This window comes from Pseudomonas sp. BJP69 (assembly GCF_007633355.1).
Lineage (GTDB): Bacteria > Pseudomonadota > Gammaproteobacteria > Pseudomonadales > Pseudomonadaceae > Aquipseudomonas > Aquipseudomonas juntendi.
This window is the reverse complement of sequence record NZ_CP041933.1, coordinates 2440049-2458059: the sequence shown is the minus strand read 5'-3', so window position 1 is coordinate 2458059 and position 18011 is coordinate 2440049. Positions and strand designations below refer to the sequence as shown.

The window sequence follows — 18011 nt, the reverse complement described above, 5'->3', positions numbered from 1 at the left end:
TAACTTAGCGGCGCCTCAGTAATAGGTACGCGGCTGTTCGTCAGCCTTGTTCAACACCGTACCAATCAGGTTGACCCCTGCCAGATGGTGCAGGCAGTCCTCGATTTCTTTCTTGTTGTTCATGCCATTGGCCACCACCAGCAATACACAATCGAACTTGGGTATGACGGTGATCGCGTCGTCGGAGCTCAGCAACGGCGGCAGGTCGAAAATGCAGATGCGCGACTCGTAGCGGTTGCGCAACTCGCCAATCAGGTTACTCACCTTGGGCGACGACAACACCTCGGTCGACAACGGCACCGGCACCCGGGTCGGCAGCACCACGAAGCGCGGCAAGGTCGGGTTGACCAGGCAGTCCTGCAGTGGCGACTTGTCGTTCAGGAACTCATTCAGTGCATGCTCCATCGGCAGCCCCAATGTGCTTCCCACCTTGGGCCGGCGCAGGTCGAAGTCCACCAGCAAGGCGGTCTTGGTGGTGTGGTGGGCAATACTCATGGCCAGGTTGACCGCCAACACGGTTTTGCCTGCCTCCGGCGTGGGCGAGGTGATGGCCAGGGTGCGCCAGCCGTTCTCGTCCATCAGCCGCAGCACCTGGGTGCGCAGCAGGTCGATCGGCCCGTTCATGTTCGAGTTCTTGTTGAACGCCACAATGCGGTTGCGCTCCAGGTGGTCTGGATGCAGTGGCACCACCTTGGTGTTGACGTAATCGAACTGCCCCGGCACCTCCGCCAGCGCCGTGCCAGGGGCCGGCGACAGCGGCTGAGGGGTACCCGGTGTGACCTGATGAATAGTGTTGCCAACAGCCGGCTTGGTCCTGTCCATCACTGCATTCCCTATACGAACCGCGACATGACTTTGTACAGCAGCACATCCAGTGGCATGTAGTACACGTGCACCAGCACTATCATGATAGCCGCCAGCGCCAAGGCCGCCACGATCAAGCGGTTACGCCAGCGTTTGCGCCTGGCCACATCGGCCCGCGTCTCGATATACGGCAGTGCCACCAACACCCGTTTGCCCAGCAGGTTCTCCAGAGCACCAACGCCCCGCACCCGCTGGTTGAGCATTTCCAGCAACATGACCAGCGCGCCGCCACCGGCCGGCGCCAGAACCAGCCCCAGCGCGGCGATCTTCTTGCGGTTAGGCTTGATCGGCTTCTCGGGCAACAGGGGCGGCTCCAGCAGCACAAAGCGCTCGGCTTTGTTTTCCTGCTCCAGGCTTTCGGTGATTTTCGCACTCATTTCCTTGGCGCGGATTTCTTCGTATTTCTTGCGTGCGTTGTCGTGGTCACGCATCAGGGTGACCAAGCCACGCTCGACCTGCGGCGCCTCCAGGATCTCGGCTTCATAGCCTTCCATTTTTCGGGTCAGCTCGCGCTTTTGCTCGGCCAGCGAAGCGATGCGTTCCTGGGTGGCGCTCATTTTGGCGCGTACCCGGGCAACATCCAGGCTGACCGAAGACGCAGTGCTGGTGCGACCACCACTGGCCTCCAGCGCCTGAATCTTGCGTTTGACCGCCACCACATCGGGGTGGGCTTCCTTGTAACGGGTCAACAGCCGGGCGTACTCTGCTTTCAGGCTTGGCAGGTCCTGGGCCTGGTCGGCAGCGGCAGGGCGCGCGCCATCGGCAGCCTTGGTCGCCAGGCCGGCATTTGCCGCCGACAGTTCGAGCTCCAGGTAACGCAACTCTTCCTGCGCCGCCTTGTAGTCCCGGTCGACCTCACGGAATTCCAGCTCCGAACGCGACAGCATGTTCATGCGCAGCGTCTGGTGCTCGGGCAGTGCATTGGCATGTGCCTGCTTGAAATCGGCCAGCTGGTTTTCCAGGCTGGCCAGCTCAGCGCCCAGCTTGTTGGCTTCCTGGGTAAGAAACTCGGTGGTTTCGTTGGCCCGCTCGGTACGCTGCTTGAGGTTTTCGTTGAGGAACAGCGATACCAGCTCATCGGCGACCTGCTTGGCCACTTGCGGCTGCTTGTGCTCGAACGACACATTGAAGGCCACGGTCGCCTCGCCCCTGCCGCGCACGAACGTGGTAAGGGTCTCGACCACGATGGCGTTGCGCATCTGGTCGATTTTGTCGCTTTCGCCAAGACGCTTGTCGGCGAACAGGTCGTACTTGTCGATGATGCGCAGCAGGTTCTCGCGGGTCATGACACGCTGGCGGATCACCTCGATGCGTTCATCGGCAAAACTGGTGGTGTTGGTTGATACCAGCTCGGGCGAAATCTGCTGTGACTCCACCAGGATAGTGCCGGTCGACTGGTAGATCGGCGGCACCATCAAAGCCACCGCCACGGTCGCGGCCAGAATGACTACGGCACTCACCCCTAGCACCAGGGCTCGGTCCTTGATTATGGCGATGTAATCTCTAAGGGATAGCTCGTAGTCAGACTTCATGGGGCCACCTGCCTGAAGTTCAGATGTCGGGGTACCTGTACGTCAACGTCAAACCCACGATGGTTGCGGTTGCATCCGGTACGTGGTCCTGCTGGCGTTCCTTGTACATCAGCGACAGGCGCAGGTCCCAATACGGCGAGAACTCTCGGCTGGCCCATACGCTGTACGTTTGCAGTGTGTTCGGTGACTGCCCTTTGCTGTCTTGCCAGGCAGCGTCTGCGCCCACCCGCGTCAGCTCGGTAACGGCATAGCTCCACACCCCGCGTACCTGGTCGAGCTCGGCGAAGCCGCCTTCGGCACTGGCCACCGTGCTGCGTTCGGCGGTGAAGCTGGCATCGGCCCGCACACCGGTATAGAGCAACGCCACCCCACCCTCCCCGCGTCGGCCGCCTTCATCGCCCGACACCTGGTTGACACCAATGTGGGCATCGGCACTCAGGCCATCGGCCAGTTGGTACTTGATGCCCACAGCCGGGGTGTAACTGTTGGAAGCGGTGGCGGTCAGGTCCTGCTCGGGCTCGTAGCGCCGCGCGCCGAAGCGGGTATACACATCGGCGCGCTCGCTCCAGGCATAGGTCCAGGTAAACACGTTGGCCAGTTCGTTGTAACCCGTCAGCGTGCTGACGTCATACCGGGCGCGGCTGTAGGTGGTTTCGTTGCTCAAGGTACTGCGCTCGGTAACCGCCTGGCTCCAGTTGCCGGTCAGGGTGTAGAGCTTCTGCGTGCCATCGGTGGTGATCACCCCGGTATCCAGCACAGTGCCCGACAACGTCGAGCTTTCGTTGTAGCGTGCCACCAGGCCAAAACGCCCGCGCTCGGTGGTGCGCTGCCAGCCCAGGCTGATGTCGGGGTCCTCGCGGTTATCGACTACGTTGGTGTCGGACGAGCGCAACACATTCATGCCCAGCCCCAGTCTCAGTTCGTCACGGTCGAAGGTGCCGATCAGGGTGTAATCGGGCGCGATGATCGTACGCGTGATTCCCTTCTCGCCCGACGTCAGCAACAATGGGTTGCTGTCGTACTCGACGGATGTCGGCACCACCACCGTAGACTGCCAATTTGCCGCCAGGGCCGATTCCGTAAACGGCAAGACCAAGATTGCCGTTGCAATGCTAGTTGTTCTGAAAAGTGGCATTAAATGTTCTTATTGAAGGCAAGATCAAGGAACGACCAGCGTGTCGCCAGCCTGAAGTTGGATGTTGGTGGACATATCGCGCCCAGACACCAGGTCCTTATATCGCACGGGCAAGATCTTTTGGGAAGCGCCTGCGCCACGAACTACCTTGATCTCGCTTTCGTCGGCAAACTTGTCCAAGCCACCCGACATGCTCAGCGCCTGCAACACGGCGGTCGGCCCGGCCATTTGCACTGGCCCCGGCTTGATCACTTTGCCCTGGACATAGACCAGGTTGCCGGCGATGCTCTTGACGACAACGCTGACATTCGGGTCGGGAAGGTATTTTTCAAGTTTGGCAGCCACTTGCTTTTCGACTGCGGTTACATCGAGCCCGGCAACATTGATGCGCCCGGCCAGTGGGAAAGTGATACTGCCATCGGGTAGTACGGTCGCTTCCTGGCGCAAGCTGTCTTCCTGCCAGACCGATACCATCACCACATCGCCAGGGCTGAGCAAATACGCAGAGCTGCCGGTATCGGCGCAACTGGCACTCGACCACACCGTCAACAAGCAGAACGCGGCAAACAATGAACGCATCATGAGGGTCCCTCCGGCCAAATGGCCCGACAAAGAGCACTGTATGAGAACAACGCACCAACTCTCGCTCCGCTTCGCGACCCACCACTGCCGCGACGGCCTCGACCTTCCTGGAGGCCCTTAACTTGACGCTGTGCAGCCTGGGCTGCGGTGCCTGAAACCATGGACCTTCATGGGCTACAGGGAATATAGCAACGGTTGGTGAATTAACAAGCCAGCGGCAAAACCCCACCCCGCGACTTGCGGCAAAGGGTGTTCAGATTTTCCGGCGGTTGGCCACCGCCACAAAACCGACAACAGCGAACGCAAAGAACCAGCCAGCCGTTGAAACAGGAATGATACTGTTCTGGCTGATATAGGAATCGGCTGCGCGCGCAGCGCCACTCAAGAGCACCAGCAAGAACATCGATTTGATTATCAGAGTCGTGCGCATACGCCCTTCCTTTAAACAGGAAAATCAATGAGTTATTGGCGAGGTAGTGCGGGGTTTGTGTCGCTGTTGAATTGAGCTTATGGGCACAGTGACACTACGTCAATGATCCGACACCATAATAAAATTCAATGGGCGGCAGGCAGATTCGTCAAAAAAACGACAGACAGGAAGTGCTGCATCCAGCCAGCTGCTGGATGCCAGCGTTTCACGGATGAGAAAGTGAAAGGTTCAGGCAGGCCTGCAACAGCGCCCTGCCCGGCTCATTCCTCGGCATGGTGAACGACTACCAGCAATTGCGCCGGCTGCGCGCCTACCGAGCGCAGGCGATGCGGGGTTTGCGCGTTGAAATGCAAGGCATCGCCCTGCTCCAGCAGCACCCGCTCGTTCATGAAGTCCACCTCCACCTGGCCCGCGTGCACGAACAGGAACTCTTCGCCCTGGTGCTCCTTGAAGGTCGGGTCGCTAAACTCCGAAGGCGGCTGGATCAGGAACGGTACCAGGCTGCGCTGCCCCACCTGGCTGGTCAACGCCGCATAGCCGGGGCCCTGGCCGTCACCCACCAGCGCCTGGCGCTCGCCGTGGCGCACCAGGCTATAGCGGCTCTGGCCGGCCTGCTCTTCGGCAAACAGTTCCTCGACATTCACGTTCAATGCGCGCGCCAGCTTCAGGGCGGCAGCAATCGACGGCGTGTTGAGGCCACGTTCGACCTTGGACAGGTAGCTTTTGGTCATGCTGGTCTTTTCGGCCAGCATTTCCAGGGTCATTCCCAGTTTCTTGCGCAGCAGTTTCAATCGGATAGACATGTGACGCGTGTTTCCCAGGCCAAGGCAGCCCGGGCATGATACGTGGAGCCGCCGCTCATGGCATCACCGGTGGCACATACTGCAGCGTGGTGCCCAGCGCCCAGAGCAATACCAGCACCAGCGGCACATGCACCAGCAGTTGCACAAAGGAAAAGCCGATCAGGTCGCGTGCCTTGAGCCCCAGCACGCCCAGCAGTGGCAGCATGTAGAACGGGTTGATCAGGTTCGGCAAGGCCTCTGCCGCGTTGTAGATCTGCACCGCCCACCCCAGGTGGTATTGCAGGTCGTTGGCCACTAGCATCACGTAGGGCGCTTCGATGATCCATTTGCCGCCGCCCGACGGGATGAAGAAGCCCAGCACCGCCGAATACACGCCCATCAGCAAGGCATAGGTGTCGTGGGTGGCGATCTGGGTGAAGAACAACGATATGTGGTGGGCCAGGGTCTGTTCGTCCACGCCCTTCACCTGGGTGAGAATGGCCGCGATCGAACCGTACAGCGGGAACTGGATCAGCACCCCCGTGGTGGTCGGTACCGCGCGCGCCACGGCGTCGAGGAAACTGCGCGGGCGCCAGTGCAACAGGGCACCGAGCATGATGAACAACAGGTTGTAAGTGTTGAGCCCGGAGATGGCGGTAATCGCCGGTTTGGTAGCGAACTCCTGGTACAGCCAGCCGGCAGCCAGGGCGACCAGCAGCAGAATCAGGATGGGGCTGTGCTCCAGCCATTCACCGGGGCGGGTGCGCTGGGGTGCCGCCGGTGCAGTGAAGCTGGGGTCCACGCCACACGCTTCGGCGCTGCGTGCGCTGTTCGGCCCGGGTGCCGTGGCGTAGGCGATGACCAGCGAGACGATGACCAGCGCCGCCAGCATTACCCCGGATTGCCACAGAAAGATGGTTTCGGTGAACGGGATGACGCCGGTGATCGACAGGATCGAAGGCGGCAAGCTGGCCGGGTTGGCCTGCAGCTGCGCCGCCGACGAAGACAGGCCCAGTGCCCACACAGCGCCCAGGCCCAGGTAGGCGGCCGCACCCGCAGCACGGTAATCCATCTTCAGGTCGGTGCGTCGCGCCAGGGCGCGCACCAGCAAACCACCGAACACCAGCGACAGGCCCCAGTTGAGCAAGGAAGCCAGCATCGAGATCAGTGCCACCCAGCACACGGCCGAGCGGCCATTGCCAGGGATACGCGCCAGGCGGTCGATCAGGCGTGCCGCCGGTGGCGAACTGGCGACCACATAGCCACCGATGACCACGAAAGCCATCTGCATGGTGAACGGAATCAGGCTCCAGAAACCATCGCCAAAGGCCTTGGCGGTGTCGGTCGGCTTGGCCCCCATGGCCAGCGCGCCGATGCACACCAGCAGCACCGCCAAGGCGGCGAATACCCAGGAGTCGGGGAACCAGCGTTCGGCCCAGTTGGAGCAGCGCAAGGCAAAGCGCGCGCTACGGCTGTCTTGAATTTCAGCGGCCACAGTGGCATTCCTTTTATTGGTTTTATGAGGTGAAACAGACAACGCAAAAACCCTGTAGGTACAGGTTGACTCGCGACCATGCCGGTAATGTACCGACACACTCAGCGGTGCAACCTGCGCCTACAGGGTTGGGTGGCGTAACGCCTTAGAACGTCATTTCCTGCACATCATCCGGCACGATCAGTTTGCCGGCAGTCTTCTCGACGATTTCCTCGATGCTCACCCCTGGTGCGGTTTCGCGCAGGATGAACGCACCGTCTTCAATTTCCAGGTAGGCCAGGTCGGTCAGCACCTTGCGGATGCAACCGGCACCGGTCAGCGGCAGGCTGCACTGCGCCAGCAGCTTGGACTCGCCGTCCTTGGACGCGTGGGTCATGGTCACGATGATGTTCTCGGCGCCCGCCACCAGGTCCATGGCGCCGCCCATGCCCTTGACCAGCTTGCCCGGGATCATCCACGAGGCGATATTGCCCTGCACGTCTACCTCGAACGCACCCAGCACGGTGAGGTCGACATGGCCGCCACGAATCATGGCGAACGACTGCGCCGAGTCGAAGATCGAGGCACCCCGGCGGGCGGTGACGGTCTGCTTGCCGGCGTTGATCATGTCGGGGTCGAGGGTGCTTTCGGTGGGGAACTCGCCCATGCCGAGCAGGCCGTTTTCCGATTGCAGCATCACATCCATGTCAGCGGGTACATAGTTGGCCACCAGGGTCGGAATGCCGATACCCAGGTTGACGTAGTAGCCGTCCTTCAGTTCACGGGCGACGCGTTGCGCCATCTGTTCGCGGGTCAGTGCCATGGTCAGGATCTCTTTGTTGTTCTGGTGGAGGCCGCTCAGGCCTTGACGGTGCGCTTTTCGATACGCTTTTCGAAGGTGCCGACGATCACCCGGTCAACATAGATGCCTGGGGTGTGGATCTCGCTCGGCAGCAGCACACCGGGTTCGACGATTTCTTCCACTTCGACCACGGTGATCTTGCCGGCAGTGGCCGCCAGCGGGTTGAAGTTCTGCGCGGTGTTGCGGTACACCACGTTGCCGTAATGGTCGGCCTTCCAGCCCTTGACGATGGCGAAGTCACCGGTGATGGACTCTTCGAGGATGTACTTGCGGCCCTTGAATTCGCGAACCTCCTTGCCTTCGGCAACCGGCGTGCCGTAGCCGGTGGCGGTGAAGAACGCCGGGATGCCGGCGCCGCCAGCGCGCATTTTCTCGGCCAGGGTGCCTTGGGGTGTCAGCTCCACTTCCAGTTCACCGCTGAGCAACTGGCGCTCGAATTCGGCGTTTTCGCCCACGTAGGAGGCGATCATCTTGCGGATCTGCCGGTCTTCCAGCAGCACCCCCAGGCCAAAGCCGTCCACCCCGCAGTTGTTGGAGACCACGGTCAGGCCCTTGACGCCACGGCGCCTGATTTCGCTGATGAGGTTTTCCGGAATGCCGCACAGGCCAAAACCACCGGCCAGTACCGTCATGTTGTCGGTCAGCCCGTCGAGGGCCTGTTCGTAGGTTGCAACGCGCTTGTCCAGTCCGGCCATGCTGATCCGCCTTTTGTAGTTGTTGAACCGACGAGGCTGTCGGTGAGCGTGTGTAGCCATCTTCACCGCAAGCGACTGATTTGTTAATTTTGTTTTCATCATCGATTGATAAATTTCGCAAAATAAACGATAGGCCCGTCATGAACGTCAAGCAACTGCGCGCTTTTGTCGCCGTGGCCAAGTACCAGAGCTTCGCCCAGGCCGGTGAACACCTGCACGTATCGCAACCGGCCCTGAGCCTGACCATCAAGGCCCTGGAAGAGAACCTGGGCGGCGCCCTGCTCAGCCGCACCACCCGCAGCGTCAGCCTGACGGCCGAAGGCGAAGTGCTGCTGCCGCTGGCGCGGCGGCTGCTGGCCGACTGGGACGATACCGAAGAGATGCTGCGGCAACGCTTCACCCTGCAACTGGGCCGGGTCTCGGTGGCGGCGATGCCGTCGTTCGCCGGTAACCTGCTGCCCCATTCGCTCAAGGTCTTCCGCCAACGCTACCCCAAGGTCAACGTCACCGTGCACGATGTGATCAACGAACAGGTGCAGGAACTGGTGCGCCACCGCCGAGTCGAACTGGGCATTGGTTTCGAGCCGGACAATACCGACGGCCTGCACTTCCACCCGCTGTACATGGACCGTTTTGTCGCAGTGGTGCCCGCTGACTCACCCTTGGCGTTGTTGAAACAGGTCAGTTGGGCGCAACTGATGGCCGAAGATTTCGTGGCCCTGCAGCGGCCGTCGGCGGTACGCCTGTTGATGGAGCAGAATGTTGCCGCCCAGCACGGCAAACTGGCCGTGGCTTTTGAAAGCCACCAACTGGCGACCATCGGCCGCATGGTTGCCAGCGGCCTGGGCGTCAGCGCGGTGCCGGCCCTGTGCATCAACCAGATGCAGGAACTGGGTGCACGCTGCGTGCCCCTGGTCGAACCCACGGTCGAGCGGCGCATTGGGGTAATTGCCCTGAGCGAGCACAAACTGTCCACTGCAGCCCAGGCGTTGCTTGAAGTTCTACTGTCCAATACACAGCCCCCGGAGGTGACATGCGTTACGTGAAACTGGCAGGCGCGAGCGTGCCGGCCATTGGCCAAGGCACCTGGTACATGGGCGAAGACCCTGGGCGCAAGGCGGCAGAGGTAGCGGCCTTGCAACAGGGTATCGAGCTGGGCCTGAGCCTGATCGACACCGCCGAAATGTATGCCGAAGGCGGTGCGGAGACCGTGGTTGGCCAGGCCATTGCCGGGCGCCGCGACCAGGTGTTCCTGGTCAGCAAAGTCTACCCGCACAATGCCGGGCGGCAGGGCATGGCAAGCGCCTGCGAGCGCAGCCTGGCACGCCTGGGTACCGAGTGCATCGATCTGTACCTGCTGCACTGGCGGGGCCAGCACCCGCTGGAAGAAACCGTCGACGCCTTCGAGCGTTTGCGCGAGCAGGGCAAGATCAAGCGCTGGGGCGTTTCCAATTTCGATATCGACGACCTGCGCGAATTGAACAACCCTGCCTGCGCCACCAACCAGGTGCTGTACAACCCGGCCCAGCGGGGCATCGAATTCGACTTGCTGCCCTGGTGCCAACAACGCGCGCTACCGACCATGGCCTACTGCCCGTTGGCCCAGGCCGGGCGCTTGTTGCAGCACCCGGTGCTGGCAGAAATAGCCGAGCGCCATGGTGCCACGCCGGCTCAGGTCTGCCTGGCCTGGGTTACCCGTGATGATGGCCTCATTGCCATCCCCAAAGCCGTGGCGCCCGAGCATGTTCGGCTGAATGCAGCAGCGGGTGCATTGGCCTTGACCCGCGAAGACCTGCGCGCAATCGACCTGGCCTTCCCGGCGCCCACCCGCAAGCAGCGCTTGGCGATGGTGTAGTCCGCCAGGGCATTTTCGTGAATGCGTGGCCGCGCCGCCGCGGGGTAGCCCGCGGAGTTAATGAAAGTCGCGGCTACGCACGTCCAACCCCTGCAACAGCGCGGTCACATCTTCCAGGCGCCGTGCTATCAGGTGGCGCACGCCATTTTGCTGCTCCAGCCGCCCGCTGACCTTGAGCAACTGCGCCCCCACCAACGCCCGCCTTTGCCGCTCGGCCAGCGCCCGCCATACCACCACGTTGACCATACCGTGTTCGTCCTCGAGGGTGACGAACGTCACCCCGCTGGCGGTCTGCGGCCGCTGCCGCCCTACCACCAGCCCCGTCACGGCGATGTTGTCGCCATGCTCCAGGCCTTGCAGTTCTGCAGAGCTGCGGCAGCCCAGTGCCCGCAGACGCGTACGCAGCAAGGTCAACGGGTGCGGCCCCAATGTGGTACCCAATGCCTGGTAATCGGCCACCAGGTCCTGCGCCACTGTCGGGGCCGGCAACTGCACCGCCACCTCCGGCACGGCCTGTACATCGGCAAACAGCGGCAGTTGCGCCTGCACGGCCGCCACCTGCCAGCGCGCCTGATGCCGGTCGCTGGCCAAGGCGCGAAGCGCGCCGGCATCCGCCAGGCAGGCCCGCGCGCGGGTGGCCAGCCCGGCACGCAGGCACAGGTCTTCCACGTCGCGCCATGGCTGCTGCGCCCGGGCCTGCTCCAGGCGCCTGGCGTCGGCTTCGGCCAGGCCCCGGACCAAGCGCAAGCCCATGCGCAAGGCCAAGGTGCCCTGGGCATCCGGCTCCAGCGTGCAGTCCCATTCGCTGTGGCAGACATCCACCGGCCGTACCTCGATGCCCTGGCGACGCGCCTCCTGCAGCAGTTGGTCGGGGCTGTAGAAGCCCATGGGCCAACTGTTGACCAGGGCGCAGGTGAAAATGGCCGGTTCATGGCACTTGAGCCAGCTGCTGGCATAGCACAGCAAGGCAAAGCTGGCGGCATGCGACTCCGGAAAACCATAGCTGCCGAAGCCTTTGATCTGTTCGAAAATGCGCTCGGCGAATGCCAGCTCGTAGCCATTGCGCAACATGCCCTGCAGCAAGCGCTGGCGGTGCGGTTCAAGACCGCCATGGCGTTTCCAGGCGGCCATGCTGCGCCGTAACTGATCGGCCTCGCCTGGTGAATAGTCGGCTGCGACCATGGCCAGCTCCATCACCTGTTCCTGGAACAGCGGCACACCCAAGGTGCGCTCGAACACCTCCTTCAGTTTTGGCGACGGGTAGGTCACCGGCTCTTGCTTCAGCCGCCTGCGCAGGTAGGGGTGCACCATGTCGCCCTGGATTGGCCCCGGGCGCACGATGGCCACCTCGATCACAAGGTCGTAGAAGGTGTTGGGCCGCAGCCGCGGCAACATGGCCATTTGCGCGCGTGACTCGATCTGGAATACCCCCATGGTCTCGGCGCGGCTGATCATGGCGTAGGTGGCGGGGTCTTCGCTGGGGATGGTCGCCAGGGTCAGTTCACGGCCACGGTGGCGCTGCAGCAGGTCGAAGCAACGGCGCAAGGCACTGAGCATGCCCAGCGCCAGCACGTCCACCTTGAGCAGGCCGACCATGTCGAGGTCGTCCTTGTCCCACTGGATGACGGTACGTTCGGCCATGGCGGCGTTTTCCACCGGCACCAGCTGGTCCAGCGGCTGCTGCGAGATGACAAACCCGCCCGGGTGCTGCGACAGGTGCCTGGGGAAGCCGATCAACTCGCCGGCCAGTATCAGCACCCGCCGCAACAACGGGCTGCCAGCTTCGAACCCGGCCTCGGCCAGGCGTTGTTCGTCGGGTATGCGGTCGCTCCAGCGGCCACAGCATTTGGCCAGGGCATCGACCTGGTCCATGGGCAAACCCAGCACACGCGCGACATCGCGCACGGCACCTGCAGCATGGTACGTATTGACCACCGCCGTCAGCGCAGCACGGTGCCGCCCATAACGGCGGAACACGTACTGGATCACTTCTTCACGGCGGTCGTGTTCGAAATCCACGTCGATATCGGGCGGCTCGTTGCGCTCGCGTGACAAAAAACGCTCGAACAGCAGCCGGTGCTGCATGGGATCGAGCTCGGTGATGCCCAGCACGAAGCACACCACCGAATTGGCCGCCGAGCCGCGGCCCTGGCACAGGATACGCTGGCGCCGGGCGAAGGCGACGATGTCGTGCACGGTCAGAAAGTAGCTTTCGTACCCCAGCTCTTCGATCAGCGCCAGCTCCGTGTCCAGCACCTGCCGCACCTTGGCGCTCGGCCCGTGTGGCCAACGCACGAGCAAGCCCTGCTCGCACAGAGCACGCAGCCAAGTGGCCGGGGTATGGGCTTCAGGCACCAGTTCGCGTGGATACTGGTAGCGCAGTTGGCCGAGGTCGAACTGGCAGCGCTGGGCAATGGCCAGGGTCTCGGCCAGCATCTCGGGCGGGTAGAGTTCTGCCAGTTGTACCGGGCTGCGCAAGTGCCGTTCGCCATTGGCAAACAGAAAACGCCCGGCTTCGGCCACCTGGCAATGCTGACGAATCGCAGTCATGCAGTCCTGCAACGCCCGGCGGCCGCGCACATGCATATGCACATCGCCACAGGCCACCGCGCGGATACCCAGCTCGGCCGCCAGGGCTTGCTGGCCCTGCAGGTGCCGGGCATCGTCACTGCCACGGTGCAGGTGCACGGCCAACCACAGGCGCTCAGCAAACAGCCCGCGCAACCACTGGCCGGTGGCCGTGTCGCCCCTGTCGCCCGCCACCCACAAGGCCAGCAAACCGTGATGGTGCTGATGAAGGTCATCCCGAAAAAGCTGGTAGTCGCCCTTTTCCGCCCGCCGTCGGGCGCGGGTAATCAGTGCGCACAGGTTCTGGTAGCCCGCCAGGTCGGCAACCAGCAGCACCAACTTGGGGCCGTCGTGCAACTGCACTTCGCTGCCGACAACCAGCGGCAATTGGTGCACCTTGGCCGCCTGCCAGGCGCGCACGATACCGGCCAGCGTACATTCGTCAGTGATCGCCAGGGCCTGGTAACCCTGCTCTTTGGCCCGCCTGAACAGTTCGTCGGCGCTCGAAGCGCCGCGCTGGAAACTGAAATTGGACAGGCAATGCAGCTCGGCATACGGGGCGGGGTTCATGCGAACCAGCCCTGCAACCAAAGCGGGCCGGCCTGGCCCAGGTCACGGTAGGCCCAGCCACGCAGGCCGTCGCGGGTTTCGATGCGGTAGTAATCGCGGCGTACATCGCCGCCATCCCACCAGCCCGACTCGATGCGCTCGCCAGGGCCCAGCAAGCGGTAGCCAACCTCGTCCAGCGCCAGCGGCGCGGGCAGCAACCAACCAGGGCGACTGCCCGGGGCCACCGGCATGCCCCCGAGCGCCCCCTGCTCTGCCAGTTGCCAGGCACATTCGGGCCGGTGATCGGCGGCCGCGCTCAGGCCTTGGACGGCCTCATCGCCCAGCCGCGCGCGCAAGCGCTCGCGCAATTGTTCCCAAGGTTGCGCCTGTTGCGCCCGTGGGTCGAACAACGCCTGGTGTTGTGGCACAAAGGCTGGCAGGTCTTCGGCGACCAACCGCAGGTTGCGCACCGGGGCCGTAATACGCAGCGGCTCCAGGCGCCCACGGGCCAGTTCGAACAGCATCGCGGCGTCGCGCTCGGCGGCCAGCAAGCCGACCTTCAGCAACGTGTCCGGGCCTTCGACATGCTCCAGGTGCAGGCAAAAGCGCTGCACGCCACAATCGCGACCGGCCAGGAATGCGGCCAGGTCGTTGAGCATGCGCCGCAGCGGAAACAACAGCGCCTGGTGCGATTCAACATCGAAGTTCAGCTCCAGCCGGCTCTCGAAACGATCGGGCGGCAGGTAGAAGTCCAACCCCAGGGTGCGCAGGCCGAGCAACTGATCCAGGTGCAGTTGCACCTGGGCGGGAAAGCGTTTGGCCAAGGTGTCGCGCGGCAACGCCAGCACTTGGCCGAGTTGCCGCAAGCCCATGCCGATAAAGGCTTCGGCAGCCTCTGGCGGCAAGCCGATGCGCTGGATGGGCATGTTCAGCAACGCGTTACGGGTGGCTTCGGCATCGGCGACCACCAGGCCATCGTGGGCATTGGCCAGCATACGCGCTGCCACCGGGTTGCTGGCCACCACGATGCGCTGGCGCAAGCCCAGTTCAGCCAGTTCCTGGCGCAGGCGTGCTTCCATCACGGGCCATGGGCCGAACAGCTGCAGGCTTGAGCCCACCTCCAGCAACAGCGCACGCGGGTAATGCAGGCTGACCTGGGCACTGAAACGGTAGGCCCAGGCGGCCAGCAGTTGCTGCATGCGCTCGATGCGCCTGGGGTCTGTTTCGATACAGGTGAAACCATCGGCCAGCGCACGTGCAGCGGTCAGGGTTTGCCCGGCCCGCAGGCCGAGTGCTGCCGCTGCCGGGTTGACTGCCTGCAACACCCGCCGCTGGCTGGGCCCGCCAATGATGACCAGGGGGTTGGCTGGGTCTTCGCGCTCGCGCAGGACGGTGTCCAACGCCAGTTGCGGAAGCAGGATGCAGGCCCAGAGCATGTTGCATCAGCCCTGCCACGGGCTGGCAATGGGCAGGGCCGGCGGCATGCCGCCGCGGCTTTTCAGCACCCGCCATTGGGCTGGGCGGGTATCCACGGCGATGCGCAATGCTGCCGGTGACGGGTTGTGGGCGGCCTGCTGCGGCCGGCAGGCAAAGGCCAGCGCCTGGCCGGTTTCCGCCGCCACTTGCAGGCGCCGCAGGGCACGGTCATCGGCACGCTCGGGCCAGCACAGCACTGCCGCGCAACTGCCCGAGCGCAAGCACTGCTCGGCGGCCCACAGGGCGTCAGCGGGTTCGGCGTTTACCTGCACCAGCCAGCGCAGGTCTACCCCCGCGGCCTGCCAGGCCGGCGCATAGGGAATGAAAGGCGGGGCCACCAACACCACGCGGCTGGCTTCTGCGCTCAGGCGTGCCAGGGTTGGCCACAGCAACTGCAATTCGCCACAACCCGGGTTCGCCAACAGCAGTTCGCTCAATGCGGCTGCCGGCCAACCGCCTTCCGGCAAACGTTCGTCCAGCGCGGCATGGCCGGTTGGCTGCAGGCCCAGCGGTCGCGCCTGGGCCTGCCGGCCGCGCCATACCCGGCGCTGGTCCAACAGCCGGTCGAGGTCGACCACCGCGCCCATCAGTCACGCCTCAGCAAGCCACAGAACACGCCTTCGATGAAGAACTCCTGTGTGGGGAGCACATCGATAGGCGCATAGGCTGGGTTACGTGGCAACAACCGGTAGTGCTTGCCCACGCGTTGCAGGCGCTTGATGGTGACTTCGCCGTCGAGCCGGGCTACCACGATCTGGCCATCACGGGCATCGGCCTGTTGCAGGATGCCGACCAGGTCACCGTCGAAGATGCCGTCATCGATCATCGAATCGCCACGCACCTTGAGCAGGTAGTCGGGGGTGCGCCGGAACAAGCTGGGGTCGAGCAGCAACTGCTCGTGGATACCCAGGTCCGGGCCGATCGGGGCGCCTGCCGCCACTTGGCCGAGCACCGGTACTTCGAGCATTTCTGGCCGGCGCAGGGGGTCGGCCAGGCGAATGCCCCGCGCCTGGTTGGGGGTAACATCGATATAACCCGCCTGACACAGGGCGGTGATGTGTTTGCGCGCGACGCTGCGCGAGGCAAAACCGAAGCGCGTGGCGATGTCCGCCAGGCTCGGCGGCTGCCCGTGGTCGCTGATGCGCTCGCGGATGAAGTCGAAAATGGCGCGGCGTTTGGGGGTAAGGTTGTTCATGGAGCACATTTGTACTCCTTTCGCCGCGTGCTGAACAGACCCCTTCGTCGTCTGCATTGGTTATGATCCCCCGGCTTGTGTCTTTCTGAACGGGATACCCCATGCTCACCGCCCTGCTGTTCGACCTCGACGGAACCCTTACCGACACCGACAGCCTGCACTTGCAGGCCTTTCGCCAACTGCTGCGTGACCATGGCGGGCGCGAGCTGAGCCAGGCCCAGTTCGAGGCCCAGGTCAGCGGCAGGGCCAATGGCGAGCTGTTCGCCGAACTGTTCCCCGGCGCCAGTACCGAACAGTGCGCGAGGCTGGCCGACCGCAAGGAAGCCTTGTTCCGGGAGATGTCGCCGGCGTTGCAGCCCATGCCAGGCCTGCTGCGCCTGCTGGAACATGCCCAGGCCCACGCCATCGGCATGTGCGTGGTCACCAACGCGCCGCGGCTCAATGCCGAGCACATGCTCGCTGCCATGGGCTTGGCCCAGCGCTTCGAGCATGTGGTCGTGGCCGACGAGCTGGCCCGGCCCAAACCCGACCCGCTGCCCTACCTTACCGGGCTGCAGCGGCTGGGCGCCGCGGCCGGGCAGGCGCTGGCTTTCGAGGACTCCTTGCCGGGGGTGGCTGCAGCCACTGCGGCCGGTATCTTTACCGTCGGCGTAGCCACCACGCAAACGCCTGAGCGGTTGCGGGCAGCGGGCGCACAGCTGGTCATCGCTGATTTCAACGACGCCCAGTTATGGGCATTGCTCGAGCAACGCCAGCGCGCTTGATCCTCGACTGCACCATTGAAGCCCTAGCCATCCCAACCACCGCGCTGCCCAGGCCACCCCATGCTGATCGACGAAGAACTCACCCTGAAAAAGCTGGAAACCTTCCTCGCCTTCATGCGCAGCGGCAACCTCAGCCGCGCTGCCGCCGAACTGTGCACCAGTTCGGTCAGCGTGCACCGTGCCATCCACTCGCTGGAAAGCGCCCTGCGCTGCGCCCTTTTTAAGCACGAAGGCCGGCAGCTGATTCCGCTGGAAAGCGCCTACGTACTGGAAAAGAAAGCCCGCCTGCTGATCCAGGACGCCGAGCAGATGGTGCGCCAGACCCGCGAAGCTGCCGGCTTCTATGCCGAGCGCTTTCGCCTGGGCGCGCTGTACTCGCTAACGGTAAAAACCGTGCCCAAGCTGGTGATGGGGCTTAAGCTGCGGCGCAGCGAACTGAACATCGACCTCACCCTGGGCTCCAACCTCGACCTGCTGCAGCGCCTGAAAAACCATGAACTGGAGGCCATTCTCGTCTCCCTGGACGAGAGCGTCAGCGACCCGGCCTGCGAACAACTGCCGCTGTTTTCCGACGACATCTTCCTCGCCGTACCCACCGACTCCCCCTTCGCCGAGCAGGCCGAGGTGGACCTGGCCGACCTCGCCGACTCCACCTTCATCACCCTGACCCAAGGGTTTGCCACACACCGCGATGGCGCCCGGGTCTTCCAGCAAGCCGGCTTCGAGCCAAAGGTGGCCATGCAGGTCAACGACATCTTCACCCTGCTGAGCATGGTCAGCTCGGGCGTGGGCTTTGCCCTGCTGCCGGGGCGCATCGCGGCCGTCTACGAAAACCGCGTCAGGCTGATAGCCCTGCAGCCGCAGTACCGTTTGCAGCAGCATATCGGCGTGGTGTTTCTGAAGGCGCGGGAGCGGGAGCCGAACCTGCTGGCCTTGCTGGCGGAATGCCGGATGTACAGCCTGGAGCGCTAGGTTGTTGCACTGGCACCGATGCAGGGCGGCACCAGGAGCGTAGTGCTGTCCACTTGAGCAGTTGGGGCCGCTCCGCGACCCATCGCAGGCAAGCCAGCTCCCACAGGGATCGCCTTAGGGCTGACAGGTGTTTGTCAGAAGATATGCAGCGCCTGTGAGATCGAGCGCCGCCCGCGCGGCGCATCGCGAGCTGCGCTCGCTCCTACGTTTGTTTCGGGCCAGTAACGCCTGTGACAGGCGCGCGCGGCCGCCTTGTTTGTACGGCGCGATTTTGAG

Annotated in this window: 17 protein-coding genes; 4 read left to right on the top strand and 13 right to left on the bottom strand. The window is 63.5% G+C overall.

The annotated features are described in order from the left end of the window. Positions 1-15 precede the first annotated feature (15 nt). From FPB55_RS11280 to FPB55_RS11245, 9 genes are all read right to left on the bottom strand, one after another. On the bottom strand, positions 16-822 hold the full coding sequence (locus tag FPB55_RS11280) for a CpsD/CapB family tyrosine-protein kinase (protein WP_009682735.1): 807 nt from the start codon (positions 820-822) through the stop codon (positions 16-18). Between the two features lie 11 nt (positions 823-833). Beyond that, positions 834-2396, bottom strand: coding sequence for a Wzz/FepE/Etk N-terminal domain-containing protein (locus tag FPB55_RS11275; RefSeq protein WP_029885426.1), 1563 nt, complete (start codon positions 2394-2396; stop codon positions 834-836). Between the two features lie 19 nt (positions 2397-2415). Then, positions 2416-3531 carry a hypothetical protein gene (locus tag FPB55_RS11270; RefSeq protein WP_115294070.1) on the bottom strand — a complete coding sequence of 372 codons (1116 nt, stop codon included), beginning with the start codon at positions 3529-3531 and terminating at the stop codon, positions 2416-2418. A 24-nt stretch (positions 3532-3555) separates the two neighbouring features. Further along, positions 3556-4113: a polysaccharide biosynthesis/export family protein gene (locus tag FPB55_RS11265; RefSeq protein WP_029885424.1), complete on the bottom strand. Its 558-nt coding sequence runs from the start codon at positions 4111-4113 to the stop codon at positions 3556-3558. 253 nt (positions 4114-4366) lie between these two features. Continuing rightward, positions 4367-4543 (bottom strand): hypothetical protein, encoded by a 177-nt coding sequence (locus tag FPB55_RS26250; protein WP_009682731.1) that lies wholly within the window; start codon positions 4541-4543, stop codon positions 4367-4369. 260 nt (positions 4544-4803) lie between these two features. Further along, complete coding sequence (locus tag FPB55_RS11260) at positions 4804-5346, bottom strand: XRE family transcriptional regulator (protein WP_029885423.1); 543 nt, start codon at positions 5344-5346, stop codon at positions 4804-4806. A gap of 55 nt (positions 5347-5401) precedes the next feature. Continuing rightward, positions 5402-6820: a TIGR00366 family protein gene (locus tag FPB55_RS11255; protein ID WP_029885422.1), complete on the bottom strand. Its 1419-nt coding sequence runs from the start codon at positions 6818-6820 to the stop codon at positions 5402-5404. A gap of 145 nt (positions 6821-6965) precedes the next feature. Beyond that, positions 6966-7622, bottom strand: a complete 657-nt coding sequence (locus FPB55_RS11250; protein WP_009682728.1) for a CoA transferase subunit B — start codon at positions 7620-7622, stop codon at positions 6966-6968. Between the two features lie 35 nt (positions 7623-7657). Continuing rightward, entirely contained in the window at positions 7658-8356 is a 699-nt protein-coding gene (locus FPB55_RS11245; RefSeq protein ID WP_009682727.1) for a CoA transferase subunit A, read from the bottom strand. A 140-nt stretch (positions 8357-8496) separates the two neighbouring features. Between FPB55_RS11245 and FPB55_RS11240 the strand changes: the two genes are divergently transcribed. Then, on the top strand, positions 8497-9402 hold the full coding sequence (locus tag FPB55_RS11240) for a LysR family transcriptional regulator (protein WP_047149790.1): 906 nt from the start codon (positions 8497-8499) through the stop codon (positions 9400-9402). Continuing rightward, entirely contained in the window at positions 9390-10211 is an 822-nt protein-coding gene (locus tag FPB55_RS11235; RefSeq protein WP_144188166.1) for an aldo/keto reductase, read from the top strand. Before FPB55_RS11240 ends, FPB55_RS11235 begins: the two co-directional genes overlap by 13 nt. Positions 10212-10268: 57 nt before the next feature. Here the strand turns inward: FPB55_RS11235 and FPB55_RS11230 are convergent, their stop codons facing one another. The 4 genes from FPB55_RS11230 to lexA are packed head-to-tail and all read right to left on the bottom strand — an operon-like array spanning position 10269 to position 16008. Then, entirely contained in the window at positions 10269-13349 is a 3081-nt protein-coding gene (locus FPB55_RS11230; RefSeq protein ID WP_144188164.1) for an error-prone DNA polymerase, read from the bottom strand. After that, positions 13346-14764 carry a DNA polymerase Y family protein gene (locus FPB55_RS11225; RefSeq protein ID WP_144188162.1) on the bottom strand — a complete coding sequence of 473 codons (1419 nt, stop codon included), beginning with the start codon at positions 14762-14764 and terminating at the stop codon, positions 13346-13348. Before FPB55_RS11225 ends, FPB55_RS11230 begins: the two co-directional genes overlap by 4 nt. A 6-nt stretch (positions 14765-14770) precedes the next feature. Then, a complete protein-coding gene (gene imuA, locus FPB55_RS11220; RefSeq protein WP_029885417.1) occupies positions 14771-15391 on the bottom strand; it encodes a translesion DNA synthesis-associated protein ImuA in 621 nt (206 codons plus the stop codon). Beyond that, a complete protein-coding gene (lexA, locus tag FPB55_RS11215) occupies positions 15391-16008 on the bottom strand; it encodes a transcriptional repressor LexA (RefSeq protein ID WP_029885416.1) in 618 nt (205 codons plus the stop codon). The genes imuA and lexA overlap by 1 nt, the downstream gene beginning before the upstream one ends. A 92-nt stretch (positions 16009-16100) precedes the next feature. On the opposite strand from lexA, the gene FPB55_RS11210 reads away from it, so the two are divergent. Together FPB55_RS11210 and FPB55_RS11205 are read left to right on the top strand one after the other, a co-directional pair. After that, the gene (locus FPB55_RS11210; protein ID WP_144188160.1) at positions 16101-16763 is read left to right on the top strand and encodes an HAD-IA family hydrolase; all 663 of its coding nucleotides are present in this window, start codon (positions 16101-16103) and stop codon (positions 16761-16763) included. A 60-nt stretch (positions 16764-16823) separates the two neighbouring features. Then, positions 16824-17735: a LysR substrate-binding domain-containing protein gene (locus FPB55_RS11205; protein WP_009682715.1), complete on the top strand. Its 912-nt coding sequence runs from the start codon at positions 16824-16826 to the stop codon at positions 17733-17735. Positions 17736-18011 lie beyond the last annotated feature (276 nt).

Coding starts and splice junctions, on each gene's coding strand:
- FPB55_RS11280 (WP_009682735.1), bottom strand. CDS start 822: ATGGACAGGACCAAGCCGGCTGTTGGCAACACTATTCATCAGGTCACA.
- FPB55_RS11275 (WP_029885426.1), bottom strand. CDS start 2,396: ATGAAGTCTGACTACGAGCTATCCCTTAGAGATTACATCGCCATAATC.
- FPB55_RS11270 (WP_115294070.1), bottom strand. CDS start 3,531: ATGCCACTTTTCAGAACAACTAGCATTGCAACGGCAATCTTGGTCTTG.
- FPB55_RS11265 (WP_029885424.1), bottom strand. CDS start 4,113: ATGATGCGTTCATTGTTTGCCGCGTTCTGCTTGTTGACGGTGTGGTCG.
- FPB55_RS26250 (WP_009682731.1), bottom strand. CDS start 4,543: ATGCGCACGACTCTGATAATCAAATCGATGTTCTTGCTGGTGCTCTTG.
- FPB55_RS11260 (WP_029885423.1), bottom strand. CDS start 5,346: ATGTCTATCCGATTGAAACTGCTGCGCAAGAAACTGGGAATGACCCTG.
- FPB55_RS11250 (WP_009682728.1), bottom strand. CDS start 7,622: ATGGCACTGACCCGCGAACAGATGGCGCAACGCGTCGCCCGTGAACTG.
- FPB55_RS11245 (WP_009682727.1), bottom strand. CDS start 8,356: ATGGCCGGACTGGACAAGCGCGTTGCAACCTACGAACAGGCCCTCGAC.
- FPB55_RS11240 (WP_047149790.1), top strand. CDS start 8,497: ATGAACGTCAAGCAACTGCGCGCTTTTGTCGCCGTGGCCAAGTACCAG.
- FPB55_RS11235 (WP_144188166.1), top strand. CDS start 9,390: ATGCGTTACGTGAAACTGGCAGGCGCGAGCGTGCCGGCCATTGGCCAA.
- FPB55_RS11230 (WP_144188164.1), bottom strand. CDS start 13,349: ATGAACCCCGCCCCGTATGCCGAGCTGCATTGCCTGTCCAATTTCAGT.
- FPB55_RS11225 (WP_144188162.1), bottom strand. CDS start 14,764: ATGCTCTGGGCCTGCATCCTGCTTCCGCAACTGGCGTTGGACACCGTC.
- imuA (WP_029885417.1), bottom strand. CDS start 15,391: ATGGGCGCGGTGGTCGACCTCGACCGGCTGTTGGACCAGCGCCGGGTA.
- lexA (WP_029885416.1), bottom strand. CDS start 16,008: ATGTGCTCCATGAACAACCTTACCCCCAAACGCCGCGCCATTTTCGAC.
- FPB55_RS11210 (WP_144188160.1), top strand. CDS start 16,101: ATGCTCACCGCCCTGCTGTTCGACCTCGACGGAACCCTTACCGACACC.
- FPB55_RS11205 (WP_009682715.1), top strand. CDS start 16,824: ATGCTGATCGACGAAGAACTCACCCTGAAAAAGCTGGAAACCTTCCTC.